The following is a 26,669-nucleotide window of genomic DNA, read 5'->3' on the forward strand; positions in this document are numbered from 1 at the left end:
GGCCGGGCTTGGCACACACCAGCCCGGCCAAACAGATGCGGCCATAGCCCTTGCCGGTCACGTGCACGATCGGGGTACGGCCGCACGGCGCCCAGCGGTGCTGCAACCCGACCTTGAGAGGCCCGGCTCACCGGGTCCCGGCCGCGCACGCGATGCAGGTGCGCGCGGCCGGGCGAGCCCGCAGGCGCTCGAAGGCGATGAGCCGCCCGCAGTTCTCGCAGACGCCGTAGGCGTCCTGGCGGAGCCGCTCGAACGTCCGCTCCAGCTCCTCCAGATGGCTGCGCGCTCTGTCGAGCAGGGCCTGGAGGTGGGCCCGCTCGAACGCGATCGTCGCCCCCTCTGGATCGTGCTCGTCATCGTTGGCCACCAGCGCCGACGACGCGACGATGTCGTCCCAGTCACGCGTCAACGCCGCGATCTGGACCATCGTGCTCTCGCGGTCCGCAGTCAGGCGGTCCTGGATGGTCGCCCGCTCCGCAGGGGAGAGGACTGCGCCGGAAAACCGTTCGTTCATCGGCCTCGCACCCCGTTCTGCCCCGCGTCCCGGACCGGAGCGGCCGGAGAATCACATATGGGAGCTGATCTGGGATTTCTTCGCAGTTTACGGCTCGGGCGGCTCTGGTGAAATCTCCTCCCGAGCAGGGCGCCGACGGCACGGCCTGGTACCCGCCGAGTCGCGTAGCCGCTGGATTGATGGTGAGATCGGTCCCGATCTCCGGTAAGGGGTGAATCCCCGAGACTGGCGTGAAGATCCCGCCCTGCTGTGGAAAGGACCCGTCACGTGACCGATGACGCTGCACTCAACGCGCTACGCGAGGCGGCTCGTCTATCCCCGGAGAACCTCCCCCTGCGGCGGCATCTGGCGGACCTGCTGCTGGCCTCGGGGCATCACGCCCAGGCCGAAGGCGAGTACCGGGCGGCGCTCGTGCTCTCCCCCGGAGATCACGGCATCACGATCGCCCTGGCGGAGGCCTGCGTCCGGCAGGGCAAGAACGATGTGGCGCTGGCGGTGCTCGACCCGCTCCTGACCATGTCCGAGCACCCGGTGCGCGCTGACGTACTCGCGGCCAGGGCGATACTTCCGGACAACAAAAGAGCGGCCGCCTACTGGTACCGCTACGCCATCGCCCGCGACCCGTCACAGGCGGACCCGGAACTGGCCGACCTCCTCGGCCTGGGAGAGGCCTCGCCCTCTCCGTCCCCGGCCTCACCCGGCCCGGCCGCAGGGCCGCCCGCCCCGTCACCCGCTCCGCAGGCGCAGCCCCCCTCTCTGATCCCGGCTCCCCATCCGCAGCCGTACGCCCCGCCGCAGCCGGCCGATGGTCATCCGGGTGGTCCCGCGGACGTGGAGCCGACCGCGGAGATGGAGCGCGCACGCGTGACCTTCGCCGACGTGGCCGGGATGGACACGGTCAAGGAGGCACTGCGGATGAAGCTGCTGCTGCCGGTCCAGCAGCCGGAGCTGTTCGCGGCGTTCGGCAAACGGGCCGGGGGCGGGGTGCTGCTGTACGGGCCGCCCGGAGCCGGGAAGACGCACCTCGCCCGGGCCGCCGCGGGTGAGCTGGGCGCGGCGTTCATGAACGTCGGGCTGGCCGACATCCTCGACATGTGGACCGGGTCGAGCGAGCGCAACCTGCGCGCGACGTTCGCCGCGGCCCGCCGGAACCGCCCCTGCGTCCTGTTCTTCGACGAGGTCGACGCACTCGCGGCCCGCCGTTCCGACATGCGCCAGGCCCACAGCCGGCAGATCGTCAACCAGTTCCTGGCCGAGCTCGACGGGGTGGACGAACGGGCCAACGAGGGAGTGCTGGTGCTGGCGGCCACCAACGCGCCCTGGTACATCGACGTGGCCTTCCGCCGTCCCGGCAGGTTCGACCAGATGGTGTTCGTGCCGCCGCCCGACACCACCGCGCGGGCGGCGATGCTCTCTCTGATGTGCCGCGACAAGCCCCTCGGCAAGATGGACTTCGACAAGGTGGCGCGTGCCACGGAGGGGTTCGTCGGCGCCGATCTCAAGGGCCTGGTGGACCGCGCGGTGGAGGCCAAGCTGCACGAGTCGATCCGGGCCGGCCGGCCGGTCCCGCTGTCCACCGCAGACCTGATGGCCGCCACGCGGACGGTGCGGGCCACGGCCGTGCGGGAGTGGCTGGGCACCGCACGGAACTATGTGCTGCACGCCAACGAGAGCGGAGTGTGGGACGAACTGCTGCCCTGGCTGCGTGATCTGCGGTGAGCACGGCGCACTCCCCCACCGGTGAGGCCGGTCTCGACGCGGTGGCCGAGCGGGCGAGGACGCTGCTGCAGCTGGGCCGTCCTGAGGCCGCCGAACGGGAGCTGCGCGGAGCTCTGGTCCGTGACCCTCTGCACGTCGTCTCGCATTCCCTGCTCGCTCTCGCCCTGATCTCCCGCGGGGCCGTGGACGAGGCGATCGCCGAGGCCGGTGAGGCGGTACGGCTCGCCCCCGACCGCTGGTATCCGCACTACATGGCGGGCCAGGTCCTCTACTACGCGGAGCGCCCGGACGAGGCGCTCCGCGCCGCGCAGGCCGCGTTGGCGATCGACCACGGCCAGGCGCAGATCTGGGAGCTCCTCGCGCGGCTGCACGGGGAGCGCGAGGAGTGGCCGCTGATGGCGGAAACCGCCCGGCGGGGGCTGGCCCTCGACCCGCATGACAGCCGGCTCGTGAGCTTCCTCGCCGTGGCCCTCGGCGAGCTGGGGGACAGGGAACAGGCACTGGCCGTGGCGGTCGACGCGGTCCGGCTCGATCCCGAGGACCCGTTGGCGCACCTGGTGCACGGACGGGTCAGCCTGGCTTTCGGCAGCGCCCGGGACGCGGCGCGGGCGTTCCGCGAGGCGCTCAGGCTCAATCCCGGGCTGGATCAGGCGCGGGAGCTGCTCGTGGTGGCGCTCAAGCGGCGTAACCCGCTGTACCGGGCGGTGTCCCGGTTGCCGGGCACCCTGGGCAGCCGGCGGGTGCTCGCCCTGCTTCCGATGGCTCCCCCGCTCATCGCCGTTTTCGTCGTCATCGCGGTGGCCCACTGGGCGATGTGGGTGGCCGAGTCGCTGGTCACCCTGCGGCTGGCCCGCGGCACGTACACCCGGCTGCTGTTCCGGCGCGGTGAGCTGCGTTCCGCCGTCCTCTGCGGCGCCGTCCTCGCCGGGGGTACGGCTCTCCTGGTCCTGGGCCTGGCCCTGTCCCATCCGTTGACGGGGGTCGCGGGTGCCGCGCTGCTGGCGCTCGTCACCCCCATCCAGGAGGCGGCGTACACCGCCTCCCCACTCGCTCGGAAGATCCTCACCGGGTGGGCGGGAGCTCTGGCGCTGGTGATCGCGGCGTCTTCGGCCCTCTCGGCACTGTGGCCGGCCGGCCGCATACCGGCGAGCATCCCGCTGCTGGCCATGTGGGCCGGGCTGGGCACGATATGGGTGGCCGTGGCGGTCCGGCGCCTCTTCGGACGGGTGTCCTATGACCTGTGAGAGCGTCACCTGAGCCGTGAGAGCGTCATCGGATCTCCACCTCCGGCCGTCCGAAAGCGATCGCTTTGAACGGCCGGAGGTCTTCGTGCTCTACCGACGGTCGAACTCGTCGGCCTTCACGCCGTCGACGAAGGCGTCCCACTCGGCGGGGGTGAAGAACGGCTTGGGACCGTCGGGGTCCTTGGAGTCGCGTACGGCGATCAGATCGGCGTACGCGGCCTTGTGACCGGGGCCGTAGGTGAGGTCTTCGAGCTCCGCGACCTCGACGCAGTTTCCGCCGTTGTCTCCGGAGAAAATCGACTTGAACCACACGGCGTTACTCAGGTCCATCTTTCCCCTACCACCTTCTGGATGAGCTCGATGGACATGCTTATCGGCAGCGCTTCGCTCCGAATGGCCTCGAAACGCTCCACGGCCGCGGTGACGTCTTCCTGGTCGCTCGTGGTGATACCTCGGACGGCCGTCTCCGCATGCAGTACGTCGCTTCCGCTGTCCAGCGTGGCGATTGCGAAGCCGCCCATCAAGCCCGAGGGCATTCCGTGCGGGACCACCTGGACGCTCAGCCGTGGGGTGCCCCATATCGCCTGAGGCGTGTAGAGGTTTACCACCATGCCCTCCTTGCCGGAATTCGACAACGGGGCGCGAATTCCAGCGCCCGGATCCGGTAATCGTTTCACCACCGAGCGTGGCCATCACTCGGCACCCTGAACACAGGAAATCCGAGACAGAGAGAGAATCCATGGAAGAGGCCCTCAAAGCGATCGCGACATTGACCGGATATCGCTACACGATGGATCCGGACTTCTGCGTTCTGGGCGAGAAATGGATACCGCGCGGCGAAAAACGTGGCATCCGCCCGCCGATTCATGCGTGATCTCGCGGCCGACTGGAGCACGAGGAAAGACGTCCGGGAAATCGCCGAACTCCTGGTCTCGGAGCTCGTCACCAACGCGATCGCATACGGCGCGGCCGACATTCCCGCCACGACCACCATCCGCGTCACGGTAGGCGGGGACGGCGAGATGATGACCGTGGACGTCTACGACTCCTGCACGGCGATTCCCGGGCGAGACGGGCGACGCACATGGAGATCTCCGGCAGAGGAGTCGCCATCGTCAAGGACCTCTCCCACAACTGGGGCTGGACTCTCAACCCCTACGGCAAGTCCGTCTGGTTCCAGCTGGTGGCATGGCCCTGAACATCGGGAACGGCGGCTACCCGCGATCGCCCACGGTTCCGGCGAGCGGGCGAAAGTCTCCGGCGTGGTCGAGCACCCACTCGCGGAAGGTCCGCGCCGGCGTTCCGCGCCCTCAAACGGCGCCGGCGTTCCGCACCCTCAAACGGGGGTCCCCGTGGTTTCGGCCGTGGGTCGGGGGCGGTCCGGCCGGACCGCCGTGTCGCCGGTGTCAGGCGGCGAGGGCGCGGGCGGGCAGGCCGTGCGGACGCGCCTCCGCCAGGACCGTCTCGGCCGCGGCGCCGAGCCGTACGGCCAGCCGGAAGCGGTGCCGCTCGCCGACCCTGCGCGGCTCGAAGGAGACGTGGGCGAAGCGCGCCTGCGCCGTCCCGGCCGCCGCGAGCCGGGCCAGCTCGGCTTCGACCCGTGCCCATTCGGCGGCCGGGACGTACTGGCGCATGATCGAGTGCCAGACCACGGTGAGCGTGCCGGGTTCCAGCCGGACGCCCGCGAGGAAGTCGGCGGCGCCGACGGCCTCGACCTCGGCCGGCACCTGGGCGGCCACCCGCAGGGCGCCCTCCAGCCGTGTGGCGCGGGCGGTCTGGTCCGGCCAGACGTACGCCCGCAGGGCCAGCGCGCCGCCGGGGGACAGCGGGTCGATGGGCGTCACGTCACAGCCGCGCCGTTCGATGACGGCCAGGTCAGGGCGTTCGACGGCGGCCTCCGCCAGCCAGGCGGGCGGGGCGTCCCGCCAGGCGTCCTCCAGCAGGACCGGCGAGTCCGCGGGGCCCCAGGCGAAGCCCTCGCAGGCGTAGCGGAAGTGGTCGGCGCGCAGGTTGAGCCCGGCGCTGGAGCCCAGCTCGAACAGCCTGACCGGCAGCGGGCCGGCGTCCGCGGCCTTCAGCAGACCGGCGATCAGGAGATGGGCCCGGCCGACCTCGTTGGTCTGCGGCGGGCGGGTCATCCAGTCGCGGACCCACTCCATTCCGTCGGCGACGGCGGCCCGGAAGGCGTGCCAGCAGGCGTCCGGCCGCTCCGGGACGAAAGCGCCGCCCGTGCTCGGGTAATGGGCGGCCAGCTCGGGGGCGCGGCCGGTGAGGGCGAGAGCGTGCACACCGCCGAGCAGGCGCAGCGCGATGGCGTCAGGCCCGGGTGCGTCCTCGTATCCGGCGAGCGCCTCCATACAGGGGCCCGCGGCGCGGACGTCCTGCGCCACCCGTCCCAGCAGGAACGCGTAGAGCGGCGAACCGAGGCTCGCGCACCCCTGCGCCTGATGCTCGACCATGACGGCGACGCGCTCGCGGGACATCGGCGTCCTCCTCATCCGGATACCGACGATCCTTCACCTGCGCCGGCGTGTACGGCAGGGGCGGACGGGGTGAATCGCGTCACGTGCCGAAGACTCAGGGCGTCAGATGTGATGCGGCTGTTCTCGTACGGGTGGGCGGTGGTCTTCACGCCGCTGCCGTCGAGGTCGGGATAGGCCGGCCACACGCGCCCGTGGCCGACTACCGCATCGGGTCATCGTCACAGATCGGTGGCGATGATCTTTTCGATGTTCCGTTCGGCGAGCGCCGTGATGGTGACGAACGGATTGACACTGGTGTTGCCGGGGATCAGCGAGCCGTCGATGACGTACAGGCCGGGATAGCCGGCGAGGCGGCCGTAGTTGTCGGTGGCCTTGTTCAGGACCGCGCCGCCGAGCGGGTGGTAGGTGAGCTCGTCGCCCCAGATCTTGTAGGTGCCGAAGAGGTCGGTCCGGTAGATCGTCCCCTCCTTCGCGTTGATCTTGTCGAAGATCGACTTGGCCATGTCGATGGACGGCTGCTTCCAGGAGGCCTGCCAGTTCAGGTCGACTTTGCCCGTGGCGGCGTTCCAGGAGAACTGGGCGCGGTTCGGGTTCTTGGTGATCGACAGGTAGAACGAGGCGTAGGTCTCGATCCCGGTGGGGAGCGGTGCGATCTCGGAGAACGCGCCACCGGCGGCCCAGTTGTCGATGCCGGAGCAGGGAATGGACGACTGGAGCTTGCCGGTCGGGTCCCACAGGTGGTTGGCGCGGCCGCACATGACGTTGCCGTTGTCGCCCCAGCCCTTGCCGGCCTCGTCGTTCAGGTCGGGCAACGCGCCGGTGGCCTTCAGCTTGACCAGTAACTTGCTGGTGCCGACACTGCCGGCGGCGAAGAACACCCTGTCCGCGGTCACGGTCTTGGTGGCCGTGGTGTCACCGTTGGTGTTGATCTGGTCGATGACGATCGTGTAGCCGCCACCGGCCGCCGGGGCGACCGAGGTGACCTTGTGCAGCGGCGAGATGGTGACCTTGCCGGTGGCCTTGGCCTGGGCGAGGTAGGTCTGCTGCAGTGATTTCTTGCCGTGGTTGTTGCCGTAGAGGATCTCACCGGCCAGCGCCGATTTGGTGACGGTCCCGGCCGCCTCCTGCTTCATGTAGTCCCAGTCGTACACGTCGGGGACGAAGACGAACGGGAAGCCGGAACGCTGGGCGTGCTTACGGCCGACCCGGGCGTACTGGTAGCAGGCGGCGGAGTCGAACCAGGCCGGGTCGACGGTGTTGACCCCGAGGCCGGCGTTGGCGCGCGGGTAGTAGATGTCGTACATCTCGTCGGCGTTCACCGACGGGAGGACGGCGCCGAAGTTCTCGCGCTTGGGGGTGACCGCCATGCCGCCGTTGACCAGCGAGCCGCCGCCGACACCGCGCCCCTGGTAGACGGTGATGCCGTTGAAGTCCTCGGCGTCCAGGATCCCGGTGTAGCGGGAGATGTTCCTGTCGATCGGGAAGCCGAGGAAGTAGTTGATCGGCGCCTTGGTCCTGGTGCGCAGCCAGTAGGACCGGTGGTCCGGCTCGAGCGTGTTGCAGAAGATCTTGCCGTCGGGGCCGGGGGTGTCCCAGGCCATGCCCATCTCGATCATGTGCACGCCGACGCCCGCCTGGGCGAGACGCAGAGCGGCGACGGAGCCGCCGTATCCGGTGCCGATCACCAGGGCCGGGACGTGGGCCCCGGTGACGATCGGAGCAGCCGCGGGGACGGCCTCCGCCTGAGCTGCGGTGGTGCGGCCCGTAAGGGCCACGACTCCCAGGATAGAACCAGTTCCAGTGATGAATCCACGGCGAGATATGCCCTTGGAACCAGTACCACCCGAGGCTTTTTCACTCATGTGATTTTCCTCACTCTTGGTGGAATGGAACAAGTTCTATATCTTTCCCGGGTGTTAGGCCACCACCTACCAAGGAGTAACTTGCACCGATCGCCTACCTGGAACGCCAGGTCACGGCGCGTCCGCCCGCTTGGCGGAGGGCGACTTGACCGAGGGCGACCCAGCGGAGGGCGATGAACCGCTGGGCAGCATGCACACGGTGTCAAGACCCAGCACATGGTTGAGCCGGCCGAACGCCAGCCAGGAGCCGATGCTCATGCTCAGCTCCACGATCTCCAACTGGCTGTAGCGGGCGGTCATCCGCTTCCAGAACTCGTCGTCGAGGCCGTGGTGATCCAGGGCGTACCGCTCGGCGTACTCGGCGGCCAACCGGGTGCGATCGTCGAACGCTTCGGTGGTGCGCCACTGGGCCACCGCGTCGGCGAACCCCTCCTCGACCTTCCGCCCGTCCCGTTCGGTCCGCCAGTCGAGACAGAAGACGCATCCGTTGATCTGCGCGATCCGCAGCCGTGCGGCCTCGAACTCGCGCAGTCCGAGGGTGGTGTGGGCGTAGACCGACAGCGAGAAATTCGAGGCGGCGATCCCGATGCCGGGGACCATCTCCCCCCACACGTACTCGATCGCGTCCCTGCCCTCGGGAATGTCGATCTTCATGGTCGTCTCCTTCCGAGTCTGCCGACTGCGGGGCGCAGTGGGACGTCGAGCGCGTCGTAGAGCCCGGGTTCCGCGTCCGCGAGCCAGTCGATGGCGCTCACCAGCCGGCCGACCGCGGTGGCGTTCCCGCCCGCGGACCGGTTGCCGCCCTCGTCTGTGGCCTCGACCGTGACCTCGATGCGCGGGCGGCCCTCGATGATCACCCGGTGCGCCCCGCCGCCGTCGGGCGGCGCCGGCCAGTCCGGTGCGCAGGACGGGTGGATGCGGGTGACGTGCTCGACGACGATGCGGGGCTCGCCCTCGACGATGCCCTGCACCTCGAACCGCACCGCGCCCTGGGTGCCGGCCTCGAACTCGCCCATCGTCTCGGTGCTCACCGTGGAGTCGAGCGGGCGCCGGTCCAGGGTCTCGCGGATCTCGTCGAGTTCGACGCCGAGGGCCCTGGCCATCAGCCGTACCTGCCCGCCCCACACCATCGTCGGGACCGTCGGCGCGATCATCGGCGGCTCGTAGTCCATCGGCTGGCCCATGCCGACCAGGTAGCGGACCGAGTCGGGCTGGTCGTAGGTGGAGTAGTCGAAGATCTCCTGGCAGCGGATCACGTCCACGGTGGTGCCCAGCCCGCTGATCAGCAGTGGCAGCACGTCGTTGCCCCAGCCGGGGTCGACGCCGGAGACGAACAGCGAGCCGCCGCCGTCCGCGATGGCGGCCAGCACCGGTTCCCGCAGCTCCGGCGGGGCGTTGCGCTGGTCGTAGAGCGCGTACATCGCGGGGGTGACGACCACGGCTCCGGCCCGGATCGCCCTGACGATGTCGGCCAGGGCCCCGTCGGGACGGATGTCGCCGGACGCCGCGTACACCACGGCGCGGGGACCGGCGGCCAGCACCGCCTCGACGTCGTCGGTCGCCACGACCCCGAGATCGTGGCCGAGCCCGCCGAGATCACCCGCGTCGCGGCCGACCTTGCCGGGGTCGTGGACGAGCACAGCCGTGAGTTTCAGCGCGGGGTGGGCCTCGACGGCACGGATGGCCGCGCGGCCGACGTTGCCGGTGCCCCAGACAACCGTGGACATCATGGCCGGAGCGTAGCAAGCGCTTGGTTCACCGTATAGTGGTGTTCGGAGGCGCGCCGGAGGGACGGCAACGACCGTCAGGGGCGACCGACAGAGCGCGCAGAGTGAGACTTTCAGCACATATACGGGATAAGTCTCATGTACTCGACGAGGCGGATGAATAACGCGGCAACCGCCCCACCAGGGAAAACGGGCGAAATTCACGGCACGTACAGATATCCGTCACAAATTGCGTTCATCTCGCCCACGTAGGCTGTCTCGGCTCAGGGTGACCTGATACACGGGGTAAGCCTGACAGTGGGGGGAAATGTGAGCACGTTGCCGGCGGAAACCGACTTGTCATCGCGGGCGATTCTGCCGGGAGGACCCGCGCCACGGGCCCGTACGCTGCTGGACATCCTCGACCAGACGACCCGGCGCCATCCGCACGCCGCCGCACTCGACGACGGCCGGACCCGTCTCGACTACCTCGGCCTGCGGGCCGAGGTCGGCCGGCTGGCCGGCGAGCTGAGGCAGGCGGGAGTAGGGCGCGGCGATCGCGTGGGGGTACGGGTGCCCTCGGGCACCGTCGGCCTCTACGTCGCGATCCTGGCCGTGCTGACGGCCGGCGCGGCCTATGTTCCCGTGGACGCCGACGACCCCGACGAGCGGGCCGAGCTGGTCTTCACCGAGGCGGGGGTGCGCGCCGTCGTCGGCGAGGGAGAGAAGGTCGTCCCCTTCCGCAACGAGGACGGGCCGGCGGGAGCCGCCGACCGGCCGACGCCGGACGACGACGCGTGGATCATCTTCACCTCCGGCTCCACCGGCAGGCCCAAGGGCGTGGCGGTGTCCCACCGCAGCGCGGCGGCGTTCGTGGACGCCGAAGCGGAGCTGTTCCTGACCCGCGAGCCGATCGGACCCGGCGACCGGGTGCTGGCCGGGCTCTCGGTGGCCTTCGACGCCTCCTGTGAGGAGATGTGGCTGGCCTGGCGGTACGGCGCCTGCCTGGTGGCCGCGCCCCGGACCCTGGTGCGCACCGGCATGGACCTGGGACCATGGCTGATCGAGATGGGCATCACGGTCGTGTCGACGGTGCCGACACTGGCGGCGCTCTGGCCGGTCGAGACGCTCGACGACGTGCGGTTGCTGATCTTCGGCGGCGAGGCGTGCCCGCCTGAGCTGGCCGAGCGGCTGGCCGTACCGGGGCGCGAGGTGTGGAACACCTACGGCCCGACCGAGGCGACGGTGGTCGCGTGCGCGGCGCCGCTGACCGGGGACGGGCCGGTGCGGATCGGGCTGCCGCTGACCGGCTGGGACCTGGCCGTCGTGGACGCGGGCGGCGAGCCGGTCGCGATGGGCGAGACCGGTGAGCTGGTCATCGGCGGGGTCGGCCTCGCCCGGTACCTCGACCCGGCCAAGGACGCCGAGAAGTACGCCCCGCTCGACTCGCTCGGCTGGGAGCGGGCCTACCGCAGCGGCGACCTGGTGCGGGCCGAGCCGGAGGGCCTGCTCTTCGTCGGGCGGGCCGACGAGCAGATCAAGCTGGGCGGGCGCCGCATCGAGCTGGGCGAGGTGGATGCGGCCCTGCAGGCGCTGCCCGGGGTCGCCGGCGCCGCGGCCGCGGTGCGCACCACCGGCGGCGGGCACCAGTTGCTCGTCGGTTACGTGGTGGCCGCCGAGGGGTTCGATCAGGGGGACGCCAGGGAGCAGTTGCGCCACGCGCTGCCCGCCGCGCTGGTCCCGCGGATCGCCCTGGTGGACGAGTTGCCCACCCGTACCTCCGGGAAGATCGACAGGGACGCCCTGCCGTGGCCGCTGCCCAACCGTGAGAAGGTCGAGCGGCCCGGCGTCGACCCGTGGGTGGCCGGCTGCTGGCAGGACGTCCTCGGCGACACCGAGGGCGACTTCTTCGCCGAGGGCGGCACCAGTCTCGCCGCGGCCCGGCTGGTGTCGGCGCTGCGGGTCCGCTATCCGGCGGTCACCGTGGGCGACGTCTACGAGCACCCGACACTGCGCGGGCTGGCCGGACACCTGTCCGCGCTGGACGCGCCCGAGGTCGTGACCACCGACCGGGTCGTCACGCCGCTGCCGCGCCGCGCCGCGGTCGCGCAGGCGGTCCTCACCGTGCCGCTGCTCACCGCGGGCGCGCTGCGCTGGGTGGTCGGCCTGGCCGCGCTGAACAACCTGGTCGGCCTGCCGTGGGCGCCGGCGGTCTCGTGGTGGTGGGTGCTGCTGGGCGGTGTCCTGTTCGTCTCCCCCGCCGGACGGATCGCGCTGACCGCGGGCGCGGCCCGGCTGCTGCTGCGGGGGTTGAAGCCGGGCACCTACCCCCGGGGTGGAAGGACGCATCTGAAGATCTGGTTCGCCGAGCGGCTCGCCGAGAGCCTCGGTGTGGCCGAGCTGTCCAGCGCCCCCTGGCTCACCCACTACGCCCGGGCGCTCGGCGCCCAGGTCGGCGACGACGCGGACCTGCACTCGGCGCCGCCGATCACCGGGATGCTCAGGCTGGGTAAAAACGCGGCGGTCGAGCCCGAGGTCGACCTGAGCGGTTACTGGATCGACGGCGACCAGGTGCACGTCGGCGAGGTGAGGATCGGCACCGCGGCCACCGTCGGCGCCCGCGCCACCCTGTTCCCGGGAGCGCGGATAGGCAAGAACGCGCAGGTGGCGCCCGGCTCCGCGGTGGCGGGGCCGGTGCCGTCCGGGGAACGCTGGGCGGGCGTGCCCGCCGCCAGGACGGGCAAGGCCCGCCCCTCCTCCGCCGACCGGCCACCGCGCTCGCGGCGCTGGGCGGCCGGCTACGGGCTGTCGGCGCTGGCGCTGAGCCTCGTCCCGCTGGTCGCCGTGGTCCCGGGAGTCGCCGTGCTCCTGGGCGGCGACACGACCTCCCTGTCCGGCGTCCTGTACGGCGTGCCGCTGGCCACCGTCACCTCGATGGCGGCCCTTGCCCTGGTGATCCTGGTCCTGGTGCGGCTGCTGGCGGTCGGCCTGCACGCCGGCCACCATCCGGTGCACAGCCGCCAGGCCTGGCAGGCGTGGGCCACCGGACGCCTGATGTCGATGGCGCGGGTCTGGCTGTTCCCGCTGTACGCAAGCATGATCACTCCCGTGTGGCTGCGCGCCCTGGGCATGAAGGTCGGCCGGGACGTGGAGCTGTCCACGGTGCTGGCGCTGCCGTCGATGACCTCCGTCGGGGACGGCGCCTTCCTCGCCGACGACACGATGGTCGCGCCCTACGAGCTGGACGGCGGGCGCTTCCGGGTGGACCACGTGCGGATCGGCAAGCGCGCCTTCCTCGGCAACTCCGGGATGACCGCGCCCGGCCGCAAGGTCCCCAAGGACGGGCTGGTCGCGGTGCTGTCGGCGGCGCCGAAGAAGGCCAAGGCGGGCTCGTCCTATCTCGGCATGCCGCCGGTGGAGCTGCGCCGTACCGCCGAGGACGGCGACCGCAGCCGCACCTACGACCCGCCGCCAGGACTGAAGATCGCCCGCGCCGCCGTCGAGGTGTGCCGGGTCGTTCCCGCGATGTGCACGGTGGCGGTCGCCGTCCTGGCCGCGGCCACCCTGGAGTGGCTGGCCGGGGCGTACGGCTTCGCGGTCGCCGGCCTGCTGAGCGGTGTGGTGCTGCTCGGCGCGGGGGTGCTCGCCGCGGCGGTCACCACCGTGGCCAAGTGGGCGCTGGTCGGCCGGATCGCGATCGGCGACCGGCCGCTGTGGAGCTCGTTCGTGTGGCGCAACGAGCTGGCCGACAACTTCGTGGAGGTATTGGCCGCCCCCTGGTTCGCCCGGCCCTGGCTGGGCACGGCGCCGCTGAACCTGTGGCTGCGCTCGCTCGGCGCGCGGATCGGCCGCGGGGTGTGGTGCGAGACCTACTGGCTGCCGGAGGTCGATCTCGTCACCCTGGGCGACGGGGTGTCGGTCAACCGGGGCTGCGTTCTGCAGACGCACCTGTTCCATGATCGGGTCATGAGCATCGATACTGTCGTCCTGCGGGCCGGATCGACACTCGGCCCGCACGGGGTCGTCCTGCCCGCCGCCTCGATCGGAGACAACACCACGGTCGGACCGGCGTCCCTGGTCATGCGTGGTGAATCGGTGCCACCGGGCACGCGCTGGTTCGGCAATCCGATCGCGGCGTGGGCCCAGCGGAAATAGCAGAGGAAACAGGTGTGGTTCTGAGCACGACCCCCCGCAAGCTCTACTTCCCCATGCACGGCGACGACGGCTACCGGGTGGAGCACTACGACCTGTCCCTCGACTACCGGGTCCCGGCCAACCGGCTCGGCGGGATCGCCCGCCTGTCGGCGGTGGCGCGCGGGCCGCTCGACCGCCTCTCCCTCGACCTCGGCGCCTTCCGGGTGGGCGGTGTGCTGGTCGACGGCAGGCCGGTGCGTTTCACCCACCGCGGGGGCAAGCTTCACCTCGCGCCGGGACGGCTGGGGGCGGGCCCGTTCAGCGTGGAGGTCCGCTACTCGGGCATTCCCCGGCCGGTGTCCAGCCACTGGGGCGGCCTCGGCTGGGAGCAGCTGACCGACGGCGTGATCGTGGCCAGCCAGCCGATCGGGGCCCCGTCGTGGTTCCCGTGCAACGACCGGCCCGACGACAAGGCCGGCTACCGGATCTCGGTGACCACCGCCTCGCCGTACACGGTGATCGCCAACGGGGAGCTGGTCTCCCGGCGGCGGGCGGCGTCGGCGACCACCTGGGTCTACGAGCAGGCCGAGCCGATGGCCTCCTACCTGGCGAGCGTCCAGATCGGCCGATACCAGCAGGCCGAGCTCGGCCCGGGGATGCGGCTGGCCTTCCCCGCCAGGCTCGCCCTCCGGGTCCGGCACGACTTCGGGCGCCAGGACCGGATGATGGAGGTCTTCTGCGAGCGCTTCGGCCCCTATCCGTTCGGCTCCTACACCGCGGTGGTGGTGGACGACGAGCTGGAGATCCCGGTCGAGGCCCAGGGCATGTCGATCTTCGGCGTCAACCATGTCGACGGCCGGCGCGGCGAGGAGCGGCTGGTCGCCCACGAGCTGGCGCACCAGTGGTTCGGCAACAGCCTGACCGCGGCCGCCTGGCGCGACATCTGGCTGCACGAGGGGTTCGCCGCATACGCTGAGTGGATCTGGTCGGAGGCCTCCGGCGGCCCGGCCGCCGGCGACCACGCGGCCCGCTGGCACCGGCGGCTCGCCGCCCTTCCCCAGGACTTCGTCCTCGCCGACCCCGGCGCGCCGAACCTGTTCGACGACCGCGTCTACAAGCGCGGGGCGCTCACCCTGCACGCGCTCCGGCGCGTCCTGGGCGAGGCGCCCTTCTTCGCGCTGCTGCGCGAGTGGACCGCCGGCCACCGCCACGGGTCCGTCACGACGGAACAGTTCGCCGCCCTGGTCACCCGTCGCACGCCCGAGCCGGTGGAGGGGCTGCTGTCGGCCTGGCTGTACGGCTCCCGCCTGCCGCCGCTGCCCTGACAGGACTCCGGACCGGATCGCCGTGCACCCGGACGCCACGCTCGCGGCCCATCACCCGCGGACGCCGGGGCGGAGCGCTCCGGCCCGTCTCGGCGGCTTCACCGGCCTGCGCGCCGACGGCGCGCACCCGCGGGCCGTACCGGCGAATCTTGCCTCCGGTCGGCTACGTTCGCCTACGCTGTAGTCATGTCACCGACACCACGGTCCGTCCGGTTCGAGGACGCCGTCCTGGACAAGCTTGCAAAGTTCGTCATGGAACACCCGGGGCTTTCGGTCTCCGCCGCCGTCAACCTTCTCATCACTGAGGCCCTGCGGATGGAGGAACACCCGGGCGTGTTGTTCCGGACCGGGCCGTCGGGCCGCCGGGCGGTGGTCGTCGGCGGCCCCGACGTCTGGGAGGTCATCCGAGCGATCAGGGCGACCCGCGCCGCCGAGCCGGACGCGACCGCCGACGAGATCGTGGCCATGACCGCCGAATACTCCGGGCTCCCGCCTCACCAGGTCAGAACGGCGATCCGCTACTGGTCGGATTATCCGGACGAGATCGATACGCAGATCGCCGGAGCCGACGCCGCCGCGCAGAAGGCGGAGGAACGCTGGAGACGAGAGCGGGGGCTGCTGGCGTCATGAGCGGCGGACTTCTGCTGGACGAGATGTTCGCACCCCTGCTCGCCGAGAGTCTTCGCGAACGAGGGCACGACGTCGTCGCGCTCGTCGAACGCCCCGAAGGCCGGGGGCTCGCCGATCCTCAGGTGCTGGATCTGGCAGTTGCGGAACGTCGCCGCCTGCTCACCGAGAACGTCCGTGATTTCGAAATCCTCCGGGCACGGCGACTCCACGACGGCCAGCCGTGCGCGGGCCTCCTCTACAGCAACCCACGTCGTTTTCCGAGAACCAAGATCTCGATCGGCCGACTGGTCGAGGCCTTGGACGGGCTCCTGTCCGAAAAGAGGCTACCCACCCTCGGCCAGGTGGACTGGCTGGTCTGACGGCCGTATCCGCGACCATGACCACCCTCGGCCGCCGCTCTCCTGAGCGGCGCCGTACAGAGCCCAAGCCGCCGGAGAGGCCACTCCCCCGTCCGGCCGTACGGCTCCCCCGCACCACCCTCCTCTTTCATCGGATCTTTTACCGCCTTAACCCCAATAAATTTCACTCTACCCAGACCTGTCTGGAAATAGGTCGGATCTCTGCTATACATTGCGCTACGACCTACGAAGGAGTTCGCGTGCGCGTCGCGTTGCACACCCGGATCAGGCCGGGCGGGGAGTCGGAGTACGAGCAGGCGCACCGGGAGGTGCCCGCCGAGCTGGTGGAGGCGATCAGGAGGGGTGGCGCGCACGAGTGGACGATCTGGCGCAGCGGCCTGGAGCTCTTCCACGTGATCGACTGTGACGACTACGAGGCGCTGATCGCCTCGCTGGCCGACCTGCCGGTGAACATCGCCTGGCAGGCCCGGATGGGCGAGCTGCTGGAGGTCGCGCACGACTACTCCGCCGGCGGCGGGGACAAGGGACTTCCCGCGGTGTGGCGGCTCCCCTGAGCCGCCCTTCACCGCGGCACGAGCGCCGTGACCCGATCGCTATCGTGAGCGGGTGCCTCCCGCCCCCCTGAACCGCCCGCTCCCCGCGCTCCGCAGCCGCCTGCCCGCCGTGCTCGCGGTCGTCGCGACCGTCGCCGCCGGGCTTTCGGTCCGCGCGCTCACCGGCGGCTGGTTCGGCAAGTACGCCGGTGACGCCCTCTACACCGTGCTGGTTCACGCGCTGATCGTGCTGGTCCGGCCTCGGGTCTCGCCGGTCCGGGCCGCGGCGGGCGCCCTGGCGTTCAGCTGGGCGGTCGAGTTCGCCCAGCTCACCCCCGTCCCGGCCGCCCTCTCCGAGATGAGCGTGCTGGCCAGGCTGGTGCTCGGCAGCACGTTCGGCGTCGCCGACCTGCTCGCCTACATCGCCGGAGCGGCCTTCGCCGCGGCGGCGCACGCCCTCCTGCGCCGAGCCGTCCCGCCCGGAGACCCTGGGGAGCCCGCCCGGAGGGTGCACAGAAGATGATCTCGACTCGATCCCGAGGACCTCGCCCTCCTCCGGTGTGACCATCGCCGGAAGCCGGGACAGCGGGCGGTCACGGCACAGGTCACCGCGATCCCGTTCGGCGTACAGGTCGATGCCGGGCACATCCTCCCGCGAGACGCTCTCTTCCATCAGGCCGCATGGATCTTCGGGGCGGTGGAACGGCAGCGGCCGTCCCGGGTCGCGGCCGGGGGAAGGGCGTCATGAATTACGCTCTGTGGAATGCCCGAGGGACACACCATTCACCGCCTGGCCGAGCAGCACCGGCGAACGTTCGGCGGCGAAGTGGTGCGCGCCGAGAGCCCGCAGGGCAGGTTCGCCGCCGGGGCCCGCCAGATCGACGGGCGGGTGCTGCGGGAGACCGACGCGCACGGCAAGCATCTGCTGCTCGGCTTCGACGACGACCGCTGGCTTCACGTGCACCTGGGGATCTACGGCAGATACGCCTTCGGCCCGGCGCCGGCGCCCGCGCCGACGGGCGTGGTGCGGCTGCGCCTGAGCAACGCCGAAGAGTACGCCGACCTGCGCGGGCCCAACACCTGCGAGCTGCTGGACCCCGCGGAGAAGAAGGCGCTGCACGACAGGCTCGGGCCCGACCCGTTGCGCGCCGACGCCGATCCCGAGCTCGCCTGGCGGCGGATCGGCCGCAGCCGCACCTCCATCGGCGTCCTGCTGATGGACCAGTCGGTCGTGGCGGGCGTGGGCAACATCTACCGCGCCGAGGCACTGTTCCGGCAGGGCGTCGACCCGTCCCGTCCCGGCCGCGACCTCGCTCACACGCAGTGGGCGGCCATCTGGGCGGATCTGGTGGAGCTCATGGCGGACGGGGTGCGGGCGGGCCGGATCGACACGGTCAGGCCCGAGCACACGCCCGAGGCGATGGGCCGCCCGCCCCGTGTCGACGGCCACGGCGGCGAGGTCTACGTCTACCGGCGCGCGGGGATGCCCTGCCTGCTGTGCGGCTGCGAGGTCCGCGCCGGGGTGCTCGCCGGCCGCAACCTCTTCTGGTGCCCGCGCTGCCAGGGCGGGTGATCACACGAGGCGCGCGGCCGCCTCGATCGAGTCCTGGCTCGCGGGGACCAGCGGGAGCCGGACCGAGGCAGTGGGGATCAGGCCACGGGCGTGCAGCACGCCCTTGATCACCGTGGGGTTGGGCTCGGCGAACAGGCTCGCCGACATGACCGAGAGCCGGTGACCCAGCGCGCGGGCGTGGGCGACGTCGCCGCAGCGCCAGGCCTCCACCAGCTCGACGAACCGGCCGGTGTGCAGGTGGGCCGAGGCGAGGATGCCGCCGGAGGCGCCGAGGGCCAGCAGGGCGGAGAAGAAGGGGTCGTCCCCGGCGAGCACCGCGAAGTCCTCGGGCGGGTCGGCCAGCAGGGTGACGGTGTCCTGGTCGACGCCGCCGACCGCGTGCTTGACCCCGGTCACCATGGGCAGCTCTCCCAGCCGGCGCAGGGTGGCCGCGCCCACGGACTGCCCCGTCCGGTAGGGGATGTTGTAGACGATCAGCGGCACCGGGCTCTGCTCGGCCAGCACGGTGAAGTGGGCGAGCACTCCGGCCTCGGACGGGCGGACGAAGGACGGCACGGTCACCAGTGCGGCGTCCGCCCGGTCCTTGAGCCCGCGCAGGGCCTCGACGGAGCCGCGGGTGTCGCTGCCGCCGGCGCCGACGACCAGCGTCGCCCCCCGCTCCCGGCACGCCTTCGCGCACACCTCGACGACCGCCCGCCGTTCCTCGTCGGCGAGCATCGCGACCTCGGCGGTGGTGCCGAGCGCGACCAGCCCGGCGGCCCCCTCGTCGAGCACGGCGCGCGCCAGACCTTCGAGCGCCTCCACGGCGATCTCGCCGTCCTCGGCGAATGGGGTGATCAGGGGAACGTAAACGCCGTGAAATGTCATGTTCTCAGCCTCGCGGCCGGTGACCGTGCAGGTCCAGTTCTGTTTTCTTCCGAAACCGTTAAGCTGAACTGATGCTCGATGTGCGACGCCTGCGGCTGCTCCGCGAACTGTCCTACCGTGGCACGATCGCCGCGGTCGCCGAGGCCATGACGTTCACGCCCTCGGCGGTCTCCCAGCAGCTCGCGGCGCTGGAGCGGGAGGCCGGGGTGGCCCTGCTGGAGCGGACCGGCCGCCGGGTGACGCTCACCCCCGCCGGGGTCGCGCTGGTCGGACACGCCGAAGCCGTGCTCGAACGGCTGGAGCAGGCCTCGGCGGAGCTGGCGGCCGCGCACACGGGCCTGGTCGGGATCATCCGGGTCGGCGCCTTCCCCACCGCCACCCGCACCATCCTGCCCGCAGCCCTGGCCGCCCTCGGCCGCGACCATCCCGGGCTGGAGCCGATGGTGGACGAGATCGACCCCGCCGAGGTGGCGCCCCGGCTGCGGGCGGGCGACCTGGACGTCGCCCTCGTCCACGAGTACGACTTCGTTCCCGCCGTCCCCGACCTCGCCCTGGACACCGAACCCCTGCTGGAGGAGCCCATGTATCTGGCCTCCGGAGACGGCGACGCCACCCCGGCGGGGCACGGCGCGCCCGGCGCCGCCCGCTCGCCCGCCGGTCCCGGCGACGCTCGTTCGCCCGCCGGTCCCGGCGACGACGTGGCCGACTCGCTGCTACGGCGGCGCGACGACTCCTGGATCGTCTCCAAACCCGGCACGCTCTGCCACACGATGACCGTGCGGGCCTGCCAGGCCGCCGGGTTCGCCCCCAGGATCCGCCATCACATCGACGACTTCACCACCGTGCTGGCGATGGTCGCGGTGGGCCAGGGCGTCGCGCTCGTGCCGGAGCTCGGGGCGGCCGACCCGCCCGGGGGAGTCAGGCTCACCGAGCTGCCGATGCGCCGCCGCACCCAGATCGCCTTCCGCCGGGGAGCCGCGGCCCACCCGGCCGTCGCCGCCTTCACCGCCGCGCTGCGGTCGTCGATCCCCGGTGGTCCTCACACGTCCCCTGCCGGGTAGTCGCGCGACAGGCGCCGGCCTCGCGTCGAGGGCCTCACATCAACGTGCGCGCGCTCCAGAGTTCGGGGAAGATCTCCCGGCGCATGCTCCGCTCCAGCCAGCTCAGGCCGCTCGATCCGCCGGAGCCCGGCTTCGCGCCCATTGAGCGGCGCACCGCCATCAGGTGCCGGTAACGCCAGTCGGAGAACTGCTCGGCCAGGTCGGTCAGCGCGTCGGCCAGCGGTGCCAGCGGCCCGCCGTACACCTCGACCCAGACCGCCTCGACCTCGGGGTGGGGCTCGTATTCGACGGAGTGGTCGCGTTCGACCACCTCCGGGGGTATCACGTGGCCGTTGCGGGCCAGGAAGGCGAGCACCGAGTCGTACAGGCTCGGCCGGGCGAGCGCCTCGGTGAGCTCCCGGTAGGCGTCGGGGTTGCGGCGGTGCGGGCGGATGAGCGCTTCGGACTTGTTGCCGAGCAGGAACTCCACGTGCCGGTAGAGCGCCGACTGGAAGCCCGACGCCTCGCCGAGCGCGTCGCGGAACTGGTTGAACTGCGCGGGGGTGAGCCAGCTGAGCGACGCCCACGCGGCGTTGAGCGCCTCGAAGTGGCGTACCGAGCGCTTGATCGTCACGGTCGCGGCGGCGGCGTCGTCATCGTCGAGCTGGCGCTGGGCGAGCTGCCACTCCGAGCGGAGCAGGCCGAAGTAGAGCTCCATCACCTGGGTGGTGACCAGGAACGCGAGCTCTTCGGGGGCGTCGGTGACGGTGCGCTGAAGCCGGTGCAGGGTGGCGGTGCCGACGTAGTCGTCGTACGGCGTGGCCGCGTCGAATCCGAGCGTGGGCAGTCCCTCGTTGGCCACGGCCCGCTCTTCCCGGTCTCGCGCGCTGAGCTGCCTGGTGCTGGTCATCAGTGACTCCTTGAGGTTGTTCACCTCCATGGTGGCCCGTATTGACAGGTCCGGAAATAATAGGAACAAGGCGATTTCAGGCTTTAGCCTTTCGAACGGAAGGCGTTGGGCTTTCCGGGCTGCGGCATGACGGAGTGTGACGGAGCATGACGGTGGATGCGATGGACTGGGCGCTGCTGGCCGAACTGCAGGGGGACGCGCGGCTGTCCTACAGCGAGCTCGCGCGCCGGGTCCACATGTCGGCCCCGGCGGTGGCCGAGCGAGTGCGCCGCCTGGAGGAGTCCGGAGTGATCACCGGCTACCACGCGCGGGTCGACCCGGCCCTGGCCGGGCGCGGGGTGGCCGCGTTGATCAGGATGTCGTGTTACGGACCCCGCTGCGTGCTGCGCGACGAGCAGGCTCTGGCCTGGCCGGAGATCCTGGAGGTCCACCGGGTGACCGGCGACACCTGTTGCCTGTTGCGGGTGGCCGCCTCCTCGATGACGGCCTTCGAGGAGCTGATCGACCGGCTCGCACCGTACGGTCACCCGTCGAGCATGATGGTGCTCTCCAGCCCGGTCCCCTGGCGGCCGCTCTCCCCCACCTAGGCGAGAGCGGCCCCGAGGCCGGCGATCGATGGCGGACCGGACCGGCGCTCTTCACCTCTGCTCACCTCTGCGCATCCACCGCAGTGAGCCGCCCCTCCCCCCGATCCGTCTCCTCCATGGTGAGCCGGCCCCGCCGGCCGAGGAGGTGGACGGCCAGCGCGCAGGCGCCTCCCAGCGCCGACAGCACGAGCCATGGCGTCACCGCGGACCCGCGGTCGAGCAGCAGGCCGGTCAGCAGGTTGCCCAGGGCGATGCCGATCCCGGCCACGGTGTTGTAGAGGCCGTAGTGAGTGGCGACGAGCCGGCCACCGGACAGGGAGACGACCGTGTCCATCTCGAAGGGATAGGTCAGCGTCGTCGCGAGCGTCAGCACCACCGCGCAGAGCAGGACCGCGCCCACCCGCGCCGCGGTGGAGTACGGCCACGCCGCGCCGGACACCGCCGGCGGAAGGAAGGCCACCGCCATGAGGAGCAGGCCGCGGGTGATGGCCGCGGAATGGGACCAGCGGCGGCGGGCCCAGTCGGTGATGCGGAGCTGGCCGGCGATGGCGACGACGGCCGAGAGCACGAACAACGCGCCGACGGGGCCCGCGCCGTTCAGCTGCAGCGGGAGCGCCAGATAGAGCTGGAACGACAGCACGTACGCCCCGGTCATCGCCAGCGCGAACAGCATGAACGACCGGCCCGACAACACGCTCCACCAGTCGGCGAGGACCCCTCGGGCGGGAGCCGCCTCGATGCGGCACCGTGGCAGCGCGCGGATCTGCAGGGCGGTCAGCACCGCGAAGAGGGCCGCCGCGGTCAGGCACGCCAGCCGGAAGTCCACCGCGACCAGGGCCAGCCCGATGAGCGGGCCCACCAGGATTCCGGCCTGGTAGAAGATGTTGAACAGCGCGAACGCCTCCACCCGGCGGTCGGCGGCGTCGTGGGCGAGATAGGCGCGCACCGCCGGGTTGAACAGTGCTCCGGCGAACCCGGTCGCGGCCGAGGCGACCAGGAGCGCCGGAAGGGAGTCGACCACTCCGAGCAGGGCGAAGCCCGCGGTCCGCAGCAGGCACCCGGCGACGATGACGGGCTTGTAGCCGAGCCGGTCGGCGATGGTGCCGCCGAGCAGGAACAACCCCTGCTGGCACAGGTTGCGCACGCCGAGCACCATGCCGACCGTCCAGGCGGCCATGCCCAGCCCGCCGGACAGGTGTCCGGCCAGGTAGGGCATCAGCATGTAGAAACCGGTGTTGATGGTCAGCTGGTTGAGCATGAGCAGCTGGACGCTGCGGTCGAAGGAACGCAGCCGCCGCCACATCAGGAGCTCACCACCGTGGCGCAGCGGGTCCAGCGTGACACCTCGGCCGCCCCCGGATGGGCGATCTCCTCGGGCTCGTCCGCGGGAGGGCGGTCGAGCAGGTCGTGCTCGGCGCAGTAGGCGTCGTCGAAGACCGTGGTGTAGTAGCGGGCGGGCCCGTCGGGAAAGATCGCCACGATGCGGGTGTGCGGCGGCATCACCCGGGCGTACCAGGAGGCGACCACGGTGACGGCGCCGACGCTCCAGCCTCCGGTGGTGTAGTGGGTGGCGGCCAGCTTCCGGCTGGCCCACACCGCCTCGTGCGGGGCGACCCAGTGCACCTCGTCGAACGCGTCATAGGCGACGTTGCGCGGACGGATGCTGCTGCCGAGACCTCGCATCAGCCGGGGTCGCGCCGGCTGGCCGAAGATCGTCGACCCGGTGGCGTCCACGCCGATCAGGCGTGTACGCGGGTGGAAACGGCGCAGCACGTCGATGATGCCCGCCGAGTGGCCACCGGTACCGACGCTGCACACCAGCACGTCGACACGGCCGACCTGGACGATCAGTTCGTGGGCGAGTTCGGCGTAGGCGTCGACGTTGTCGGGGTTGTCGTACTGGCGGGCCCAATAGGCGTCCGGATGGGCTCTGAGCAGCTCCTCCACCCGGTCAAGGCGTGCCTGCTGCCAGCCGCCCGCCGGGTGCGGTTCGGTGACGGTCTCGATGCGCGTGCCGTAGGCGGCCAGCATGCCGTGCACGATGGCCTCCATGCCGGGGTCGGAGACCACCGTGACCGGATGGCCGTGCACGATTCCGGCGAGCGCGAGACCGAGTCCGAAGGTTCCCGAGCTGGAGTCGAGGATCATCGCGCCCGGAGCGAGCTCTCCGCGGGCCCGGGCGCGCTGGACGATGTGCAGCGCGGGGCGGTCCTTCAGTCCGCCGGGGTTGGCCCCTTCCAGCTTGGCCCAGAAAGCCCGGCCGTCGGGGACGAAGGGTTCGCCGATCCGGCAGATGGGTGTCTTGCCCACCAGGTCGGTGAGGCGAGGAGATTGGACGTGGACGGTGGAAATTGACGACATGATGCACCCTTGCGATGGTCGCTGATCTGTGACGGCGTGTTCGGGGGCCGCGCGTCCCGGTGGACGGGCGGCCTCCCCGCGCATCAGCAGCGACAGATCTCCAGGGTGTGGGTCAGCACGGACCTCGCCCGATAGCCGGCCGGCGGAGCCCTGCCCAGCCGTGCGGGCACGGGCGGAGCCGGGACCACGGTGACGGTGGCCGCGTGGGCCAGGACACCTCTGTCCTGGGGAGGCGGCGGAGACCAGACGGAGGGGGGCACGCATTCGGCCGCGTGGGCCTGCTCACAGTGATGATCCTGCGATGACGGGTGTGAGTCCGCCGCGGCGGCCGAGACGATCCGGCACGCCCGATCCTTGTACGGGATCGCGGCGTGGCTCCACAGATGGATCACCGTGAGGGTTCCGACCAGCAGGGCAAGCCACGCGGCCACGCGTGGCTTGCCCTGGACTCTCCACTGAACGCTCATATCTAGTGACTTAATGTATACGAGCAATTACAGAGAGTGAAGGCGGGGGTCTTTCATATCGGCCGGCTGCCGTGACGGCCGTCCGGCGCGCCGTCACGGCGGCGGACGGACCTCGTCGGATCGGTCAGCGGCGCAAGCGGCGGGCGAGGTCGCGCACCGCCGTGGCCAGCAGGTCGACGTCGTCTCGCGAGGTGAACAGCGCGGGCGTCACCCGGACGCAGTCGCCTTTGGCGGGCCCGCCCCGCCGTACCGTGAAGATCCGGTACCGCTCGAACAGACGGTCGGTGATCGCGACGTTGTCGGCCTCCGAGACACGACCTGCGATCCGGAAGGCGGTGATCGTCCCGTACATGGCGGGATCTTCGGGGGTCAGGATCTCCAGGTTGGGAATGTCGCGCACCTGGTGGACCCAGCGGTCCCGCAGGAAGCGCAGACGTGACTGCTTGGCCGCGGCGCCCAGGGCGTCATGGAAGTCCAGCGCGGTGTCCACCGTGAGGATCGGCGCGACGTCCATGGTGCCGGAGTGGACCCGCGAGCGGATGTCGCCGCCGGGATAGGTCTCGTCGGCGAACGCCGGGTCGATGTCGGCCAGGCGGTCCTTGCGGATGTAGAGGAATCCGGCCCCGAGCGGCGCCCCCATCCACTTGTGCAGGGAGGATCCGACGAAGTCCGCCCCGAGGTCGGCGATGGTGAAGTCGAGCTGTCCCCATGAGTGGGCGGCGTCGACGATGACGTCGACGCCCCTGTCCCGCGCCATGGCGACGATCTCCCGCACCGGCAGGACGAGACCGGTGCGGTTGTTCATGTGGCTGAGCAGGAGCAGCTTGACCCGGGGCCGCTCGCGCAGGGCTCCGGCGTAGGCGTCCAGCACCGCCTGACGGGTGGCCGGCTCCGGGACGATCATCCGCTCCACGCTCACGCCGCGCCGATCGCGCAGCCAGTTCATGGCGTACTGCGTGCTGTGGTAATCGAGGTCGGCGTACATCACCGCGTCACCCGGGCGCAGCCGGTTGTAGCCGGCGATCAGGTTCTGCAGCGCCTCGGTGCCACCGCGGGTGAGGGCGATCTCCTCCCCGAGCACGCCGGCGACGGTGGCGAGGCGCTGCCTCACCTCGTCGGCCCGGGCCTTGTAGGTGGTGCGCAGCAGGTGGGAGTTCTGCTCGTTCAGGTAGTCCACGTTGCGGTGGTAGGCCTGACGCACCGGCTCGGGCATGATCCCGTAGTAGCCGTTCTCCAGGTTGACGAAGTCCGGGCTGACCCGGTACTGCCGTGCGACGGTGCGCCAGAAGGCCTCGTCCCGGGCCAGCCGGTCGGGGGCGACGTCCGCGGGAACGGCCGGCACTCCGGCGGGCGGCGGTTCGGGTGCCGGGCCGGGGGCGGCCGGTCGCGAGGCGAGGGAGGTGGCCAGCCCGCCGAGCCCGGCCACCATCTGGCGCCTGGATATGACCATCGAACCACTCCACGCGAGACGGTGAGGCTTCGCCCTGTGGCGCACCCCGGTGATTGCAGCGATCGGGTTCCAGTGTGCGCCGACCCTGCCTCACAGGTCCGCATCCGCGCCGCGCGGGCGTGGCGCGCACCCGATCAGAGACGCGGCGCACGACCAGAAGCGCGGCGCACGGTCAGAGACGCGGCGCGTCCACCGACTGCAGGCCTCGTATGACGATCTCGGTGGCCCTGCGCGCCGCCGCCAGCACCTGCATCGGTGAATCGCCCCGCTCCAGGCAGGCCATCATGGCGAGCTTGGCCCCTCCGACGATCGCGCCGACGGCGGCGGCCGCCTCGACGAGGTCGATCTCCTCGGAGTAGGCCCGATGAAGCGCCTCGGCCAACTGCCGCTGGCTGTCGAAGAGCAGCCGCAACGCGCGCGCCTGCAGCGCCGGGTTCGACATGATCAGGCGGGTGCGGAGCGGGGTCAGCGCCATGGCCAGGTCGGTCGCCGCGACGGCGTGGGCCAGGCTCTGCTCGGCCATGCGGAGCAGGAGCTCGACCACCGTCTCGCCGGGCCGGCGTTGCGTGATCGTCTCGACGGCCTCGCCGATGCGCGCCTGGACGTCGAAGAAGACCACGTCCTCCTTGCTCGCGAAGTAGCTGAAGAACGTCCGTGTCGAGATGTCCGCCGCCGCGGCGATCTCCGCGACGGTGGTCTCCTCGTAGCCCTTCTCCTCGAACAGGTGCAGAGCCGCCTCGATCAGCGCACGCCTGGTGCGCAGCTTCTTGCGCTCGCGCAATCCCAGACCATCGACCATGCACGTACTTTACTGCATCCAGAAGCTTTATTCACCCATTGCAAATTTACATCGAATGTTGTTTGGTGGAAGCGAAAGGATCACGCGTCCACCCATGAGGAGTTGC

General features: G+C 71.1%; 26 protein-coding genes and 1 pseudogene. 13 read left to right on the forward strand and 14 right to left on the reverse strand.

Annotated elements, in window-relative coordinates:
* Positions 1 to 127 precede the first annotated feature (127 nt).
* Positions 128 to 514 carry a TraR/DksA family transcriptional regulator gene (locus tag ACQPYK_RS32475; protein ID WP_433239330.1) on the reverse strand — a complete coding sequence of 129 codons (387 nt, stop codon included), beginning with the start codon at positions 512 to 514 and terminating at the stop codon, positions 128 to 130.
* A gap of 267 nt (positions 515 to 781) precedes the next feature.
* Here ACQPYK_RS32475 and ACQPYK_RS32480 point away from each other — a divergent pair, with 267 nt between their 5' ends.
* Complete coding sequence (locus tag ACQPYK_RS32480) at positions 782 to 2,233, forward strand: AAA family ATPase (protein ID WP_433239333.1); 1,452 nt, start codon at positions 782 to 784, stop codon at positions 2,231 to 2,233.
* The gene (locus ACQPYK_RS32485; protein WP_433239336.1) at positions 2,230 to 3,477 is read left to right on the forward strand and encodes a tetratricopeptide repeat protein; all 1,248 of its coding nucleotides are present in this window, start codon (positions 2,230 to 2,232) and stop codon (positions 3,475 to 3,477) included. The genes ACQPYK_RS32480 and ACQPYK_RS32485 overlap by 4 nt, the downstream gene beginning before the upstream one ends.
* Before the next feature lie 90 nt (positions 3,478 to 3,567).
* Here ACQPYK_RS32485 and ACQPYK_RS32490 read toward each other — a convergent pair whose 3' ends face one another.
* Both ACQPYK_RS32490 and ACQPYK_RS32495 read right to left on the reverse strand, forming a co-directional pair.
* Positions 3,568 to 3,807 (reverse strand): DUF397 domain-containing protein, encoded by a 240-nt coding sequence (locus ACQPYK_RS32490; RefSeq protein ID WP_433239339.1) that lies wholly within the window; start codon positions 3,805 to 3,807, stop codon positions 3,568 to 3,570.
* Positions 3,798 to 4,088, reverse strand: coding sequence for a Scr1 family TA system antitoxin-like transcriptional regulator (locus tag ACQPYK_RS32495; RefSeq protein ID WP_433239342.1), 291 nt, complete (start codon positions 4,086 to 4,088; stop codon positions 3,798 to 3,800). Before ACQPYK_RS32495 ends, ACQPYK_RS32490 begins: the two co-directional genes overlap by 10 nt.
* Positions 4,089 to 4,216: 128 nt before the next feature.
* Between ACQPYK_RS32495 and ACQPYK_RS32500 the strand changes: the two genes are divergently transcribed.
* Together ACQPYK_RS32500 and ACQPYK_RS32505 are read left to right on the forward strand one after the other, a co-directional pair.
* A complete protein-coding gene (locus ACQPYK_RS32500; RefSeq protein WP_433239345.1) occupies positions 4,217 to 4,351 on the forward strand; it encodes a hypothetical protein in 135 nt (44 codons plus the stop codon).
* Positions 4,344 to 4,490: pseudogene (locus ACQPYK_RS32505) on the forward strand (hypothetical protein); the annotation flags it as partial. The gene ACQPYK_RS32500 and the pseudogene ACQPYK_RS32505, both read left to right, overlap by 8 nt.
* A gap of 393 nt (positions 4,491 to 4,883) precedes the next feature.
* Here ACQPYK_RS32505 and ACQPYK_RS32510 read toward each other — a convergent pair.
* The 4 genes from ACQPYK_RS32510 to ACQPYK_RS32525 form a co-directional block, all read right to left on the reverse strand.
* A complete protein-coding gene (locus ACQPYK_RS32510) occupies positions 4,884 to 5,960 on the reverse strand; it encodes a DUF2332 domain-containing protein (RefSeq protein WP_433239348.1) in 1,077 nt (358 codons plus the stop codon).
* Positions 5,961 to 6,178: 218 nt separating this feature from the next.
* Positions 6,179 to 7,735, reverse strand: coding sequence for a GMC oxidoreductase (locus ACQPYK_RS32515; RefSeq protein WP_433239351.1), 1,557 nt, complete (start codon positions 7,733 to 7,735; stop codon positions 6,179 to 6,181).
* A 198-nt stretch (positions 7,736 to 7,933) separates the two neighbouring features.
* Positions 7,934 to 8,476, reverse strand: a complete 543-nt coding sequence (locus ACQPYK_RS32520) for a carboxymuconolactone decarboxylase family protein (protein WP_433239354.1) — start codon at positions 8,474 to 8,476, stop codon at positions 7,934 to 7,936.
* The gene (locus ACQPYK_RS32525; protein WP_433239357.1) at positions 8,473 to 9,552 is read right to left on the reverse strand and encodes an NAD(P)H-dependent amine dehydrogenase family protein; all 1,080 of its coding nucleotides are present in this window, start codon (positions 9,550 to 9,552) and stop codon (positions 8,473 to 8,475) included. The genes ACQPYK_RS32520 and ACQPYK_RS32525 overlap by 4 nt, the downstream gene beginning before the upstream one ends.
* A gap of 333 nt (positions 9,553 to 9,885) precedes the next feature.
* Here ACQPYK_RS32525 and ACQPYK_RS32530 point away from each other — a divergent pair, with 333 nt between their 5' ends.
* The 7 genes from ACQPYK_RS32530 (at position 9,886) to ACQPYK_RS32560 (ending at position 18,082) form a co-directional block, all read left to right on the forward strand.
* Positions 9,886 to 13,683, forward strand: coding sequence for a Pls/PosA family non-ribosomal peptide synthetase (locus ACQPYK_RS32530; RefSeq protein ID WP_433239360.1), 3,798 nt, complete (start codon positions 9,886 to 9,888; stop codon positions 13,681 to 13,683).
* Between the two features lie 14 nt (positions 13,684 to 13,697).
* Entirely contained in the window at positions 13,698 to 14,987 is a 1,290-nt protein-coding gene (locus ACQPYK_RS32535) for a M1 family metallopeptidase (RefSeq protein ID WP_433239363.1), read from the forward strand.
* A gap of 186 nt (positions 14,988 to 15,173) precedes the next feature.
* The gene (locus tag ACQPYK_RS32540; protein WP_433239366.1) at positions 15,174 to 15,617 is read left to right on the forward strand and encodes a hypothetical protein; all 444 of its coding nucleotides are present in this window, start codon (positions 15,174 to 15,176) and stop codon (positions 15,615 to 15,617) included.
* The gene (locus ACQPYK_RS32545; protein ID WP_433239369.1) at positions 15,614 to 15,976 is read left to right on the forward strand and encodes a DUF5615 family PIN-like protein; all 363 of its coding nucleotides are present in this window, start codon (positions 15,614 to 15,616) and stop codon (positions 15,974 to 15,976) included. Before ACQPYK_RS32540 ends, ACQPYK_RS32545 begins: the two co-directional genes overlap by 4 nt.
* Before the next feature lie 239 nt (positions 15,977 to 16,215).
* Positions 16,216 to 16,530: an L-rhamnose mutarotase gene (locus tag ACQPYK_RS32550; protein WP_433239372.1), complete on the forward strand. Its 315-nt coding sequence runs from the start codon at positions 16,216 to 16,218 to the stop codon at positions 16,528 to 16,530.
* A gap of 52 nt (positions 16,531 to 16,582) precedes the next feature.
* On the forward strand, positions 16,583 to 17,032 hold the full coding sequence (locus ACQPYK_RS32555; RefSeq protein WP_433239375.1) for a DUF2809 domain-containing protein: 450 nt from the start codon (positions 16,583 to 16,585) through the stop codon (positions 17,030 to 17,032).
* Between the two features lie 240 nt (positions 17,033 to 17,272).
* Positions 17,273 to 18,082, forward strand: a complete 810-nt coding sequence (locus ACQPYK_RS32560; protein ID WP_433239378.1) for an Fpg/Nei family DNA glycosylase — start codon at positions 17,273 to 17,275, stop codon at positions 18,080 to 18,082.
* Here the strand turns inward: ACQPYK_RS32560 and ACQPYK_RS32565 are convergent, their stop codons facing one another.
* The gene (locus ACQPYK_RS32565) at positions 18,083 to 18,949 is read right to left on the reverse strand and encodes a 4-hydroxy-tetrahydrodipicolinate synthase family protein (protein ID WP_433239381.1); all 867 of its coding nucleotides are present in this window, start codon (positions 18,947 to 18,949) and stop codon (positions 18,083 to 18,085) included.
* Between the two features lie 71 nt (positions 18,950 to 19,020).
* Between ACQPYK_RS32565 and ACQPYK_RS32570 the strand changes: the two genes are divergently transcribed.
* Positions 19,021 to 20,010, forward strand: coding sequence for a LysR substrate-binding domain-containing protein (locus ACQPYK_RS32570; RefSeq protein WP_433239384.1), 990 nt, complete (start codon positions 19,021 to 19,023; stop codon positions 20,008 to 20,010).
* A gap of 34 nt (positions 20,011 to 20,044) precedes the next feature.
* Here ACQPYK_RS32570 and ACQPYK_RS32575 read toward each other — a convergent pair whose 3' ends face one another.
* On the reverse strand, positions 20,045 to 20,899 hold the full coding sequence (locus tag ACQPYK_RS32575; RefSeq protein ID WP_433239387.1) for a tryptophan 2,3-dioxygenase: 855 nt from the start codon (positions 20,897 to 20,899) through the stop codon (positions 20,045 to 20,047).
* 146 nt (positions 20,900 to 21,045) lie between these two features.
* Here ACQPYK_RS32575 and ACQPYK_RS32580 point away from each other — a divergent pair, with 146 nt between their 5' ends.
* A complete protein-coding gene (locus ACQPYK_RS32580) occupies positions 21,046 to 21,486 on the forward strand; it encodes an Lrp/AsnC family transcriptional regulator (protein WP_433239390.1) in 441 nt (146 codons plus the stop codon).
* 61 nt (positions 21,487 to 21,547) lie between these two features.
* On the opposite strand, the gene ACQPYK_RS32585 is transcribed toward ACQPYK_RS32580, so the two are convergent.
* From ACQPYK_RS32585 to ACQPYK_RS32605, 5 genes are all read right to left on the reverse strand, one after another.
* Complete coding sequence (locus ACQPYK_RS32585) at positions 21,548 to 22,789, reverse strand: MDR family MFS transporter (protein ID WP_433239393.1); 1,242 nt, start codon at positions 22,787 to 22,789, stop codon at positions 21,548 to 21,550.
* Positions 22,789 to 23,847, reverse strand: coding sequence for a PLP-dependent cysteine synthase family protein (locus tag ACQPYK_RS32590; protein ID WP_433239396.1), 1,059 nt, complete (start codon positions 23,845 to 23,847; stop codon positions 22,789 to 22,791). Before ACQPYK_RS32590 ends, ACQPYK_RS32585 begins: the two co-directional genes overlap by 1 nt.
* Positions 23,848 to 23,930: 83 nt before the next feature.
* A complete protein-coding gene (locus ACQPYK_RS32595) occupies positions 23,931 to 24,314 on the reverse strand; it encodes a hypothetical protein (RefSeq protein ID WP_433239399.1) in 384 nt (127 codons plus the stop codon).
* 124 nt (positions 24,315 to 24,438) lie between these two features.
* Positions 24,439 to 25,764: an aminotransferase class V-fold PLP-dependent enzyme gene (locus tag ACQPYK_RS32600; RefSeq protein WP_433239402.1), complete on the reverse strand. Its 1,326-nt coding sequence runs from the start codon at positions 25,762 to 25,764 to the stop codon at positions 24,439 to 24,441.
* Positions 25,765 to 25,936: 172 nt separating this feature from the next.
* Positions 25,937 to 26,563, reverse strand: coding sequence for a TetR/AcrR family transcriptional regulator (locus ACQPYK_RS32605; protein ID WP_433239405.1), 627 nt, complete (start codon positions 26,561 to 26,563; stop codon positions 25,937 to 25,939).
* Positions 26,564 to 26,669: the final 106 nt, after the last annotated feature.

The sequence above is a fragment of the Streptosporangium sp. CA-135522 genome (assembly GCF_050949235.1).
GTDB lineage: Bacteria > Actinomycetota > Actinomycetes > Streptosporangiales > Streptosporangiaceae > Streptosporangium.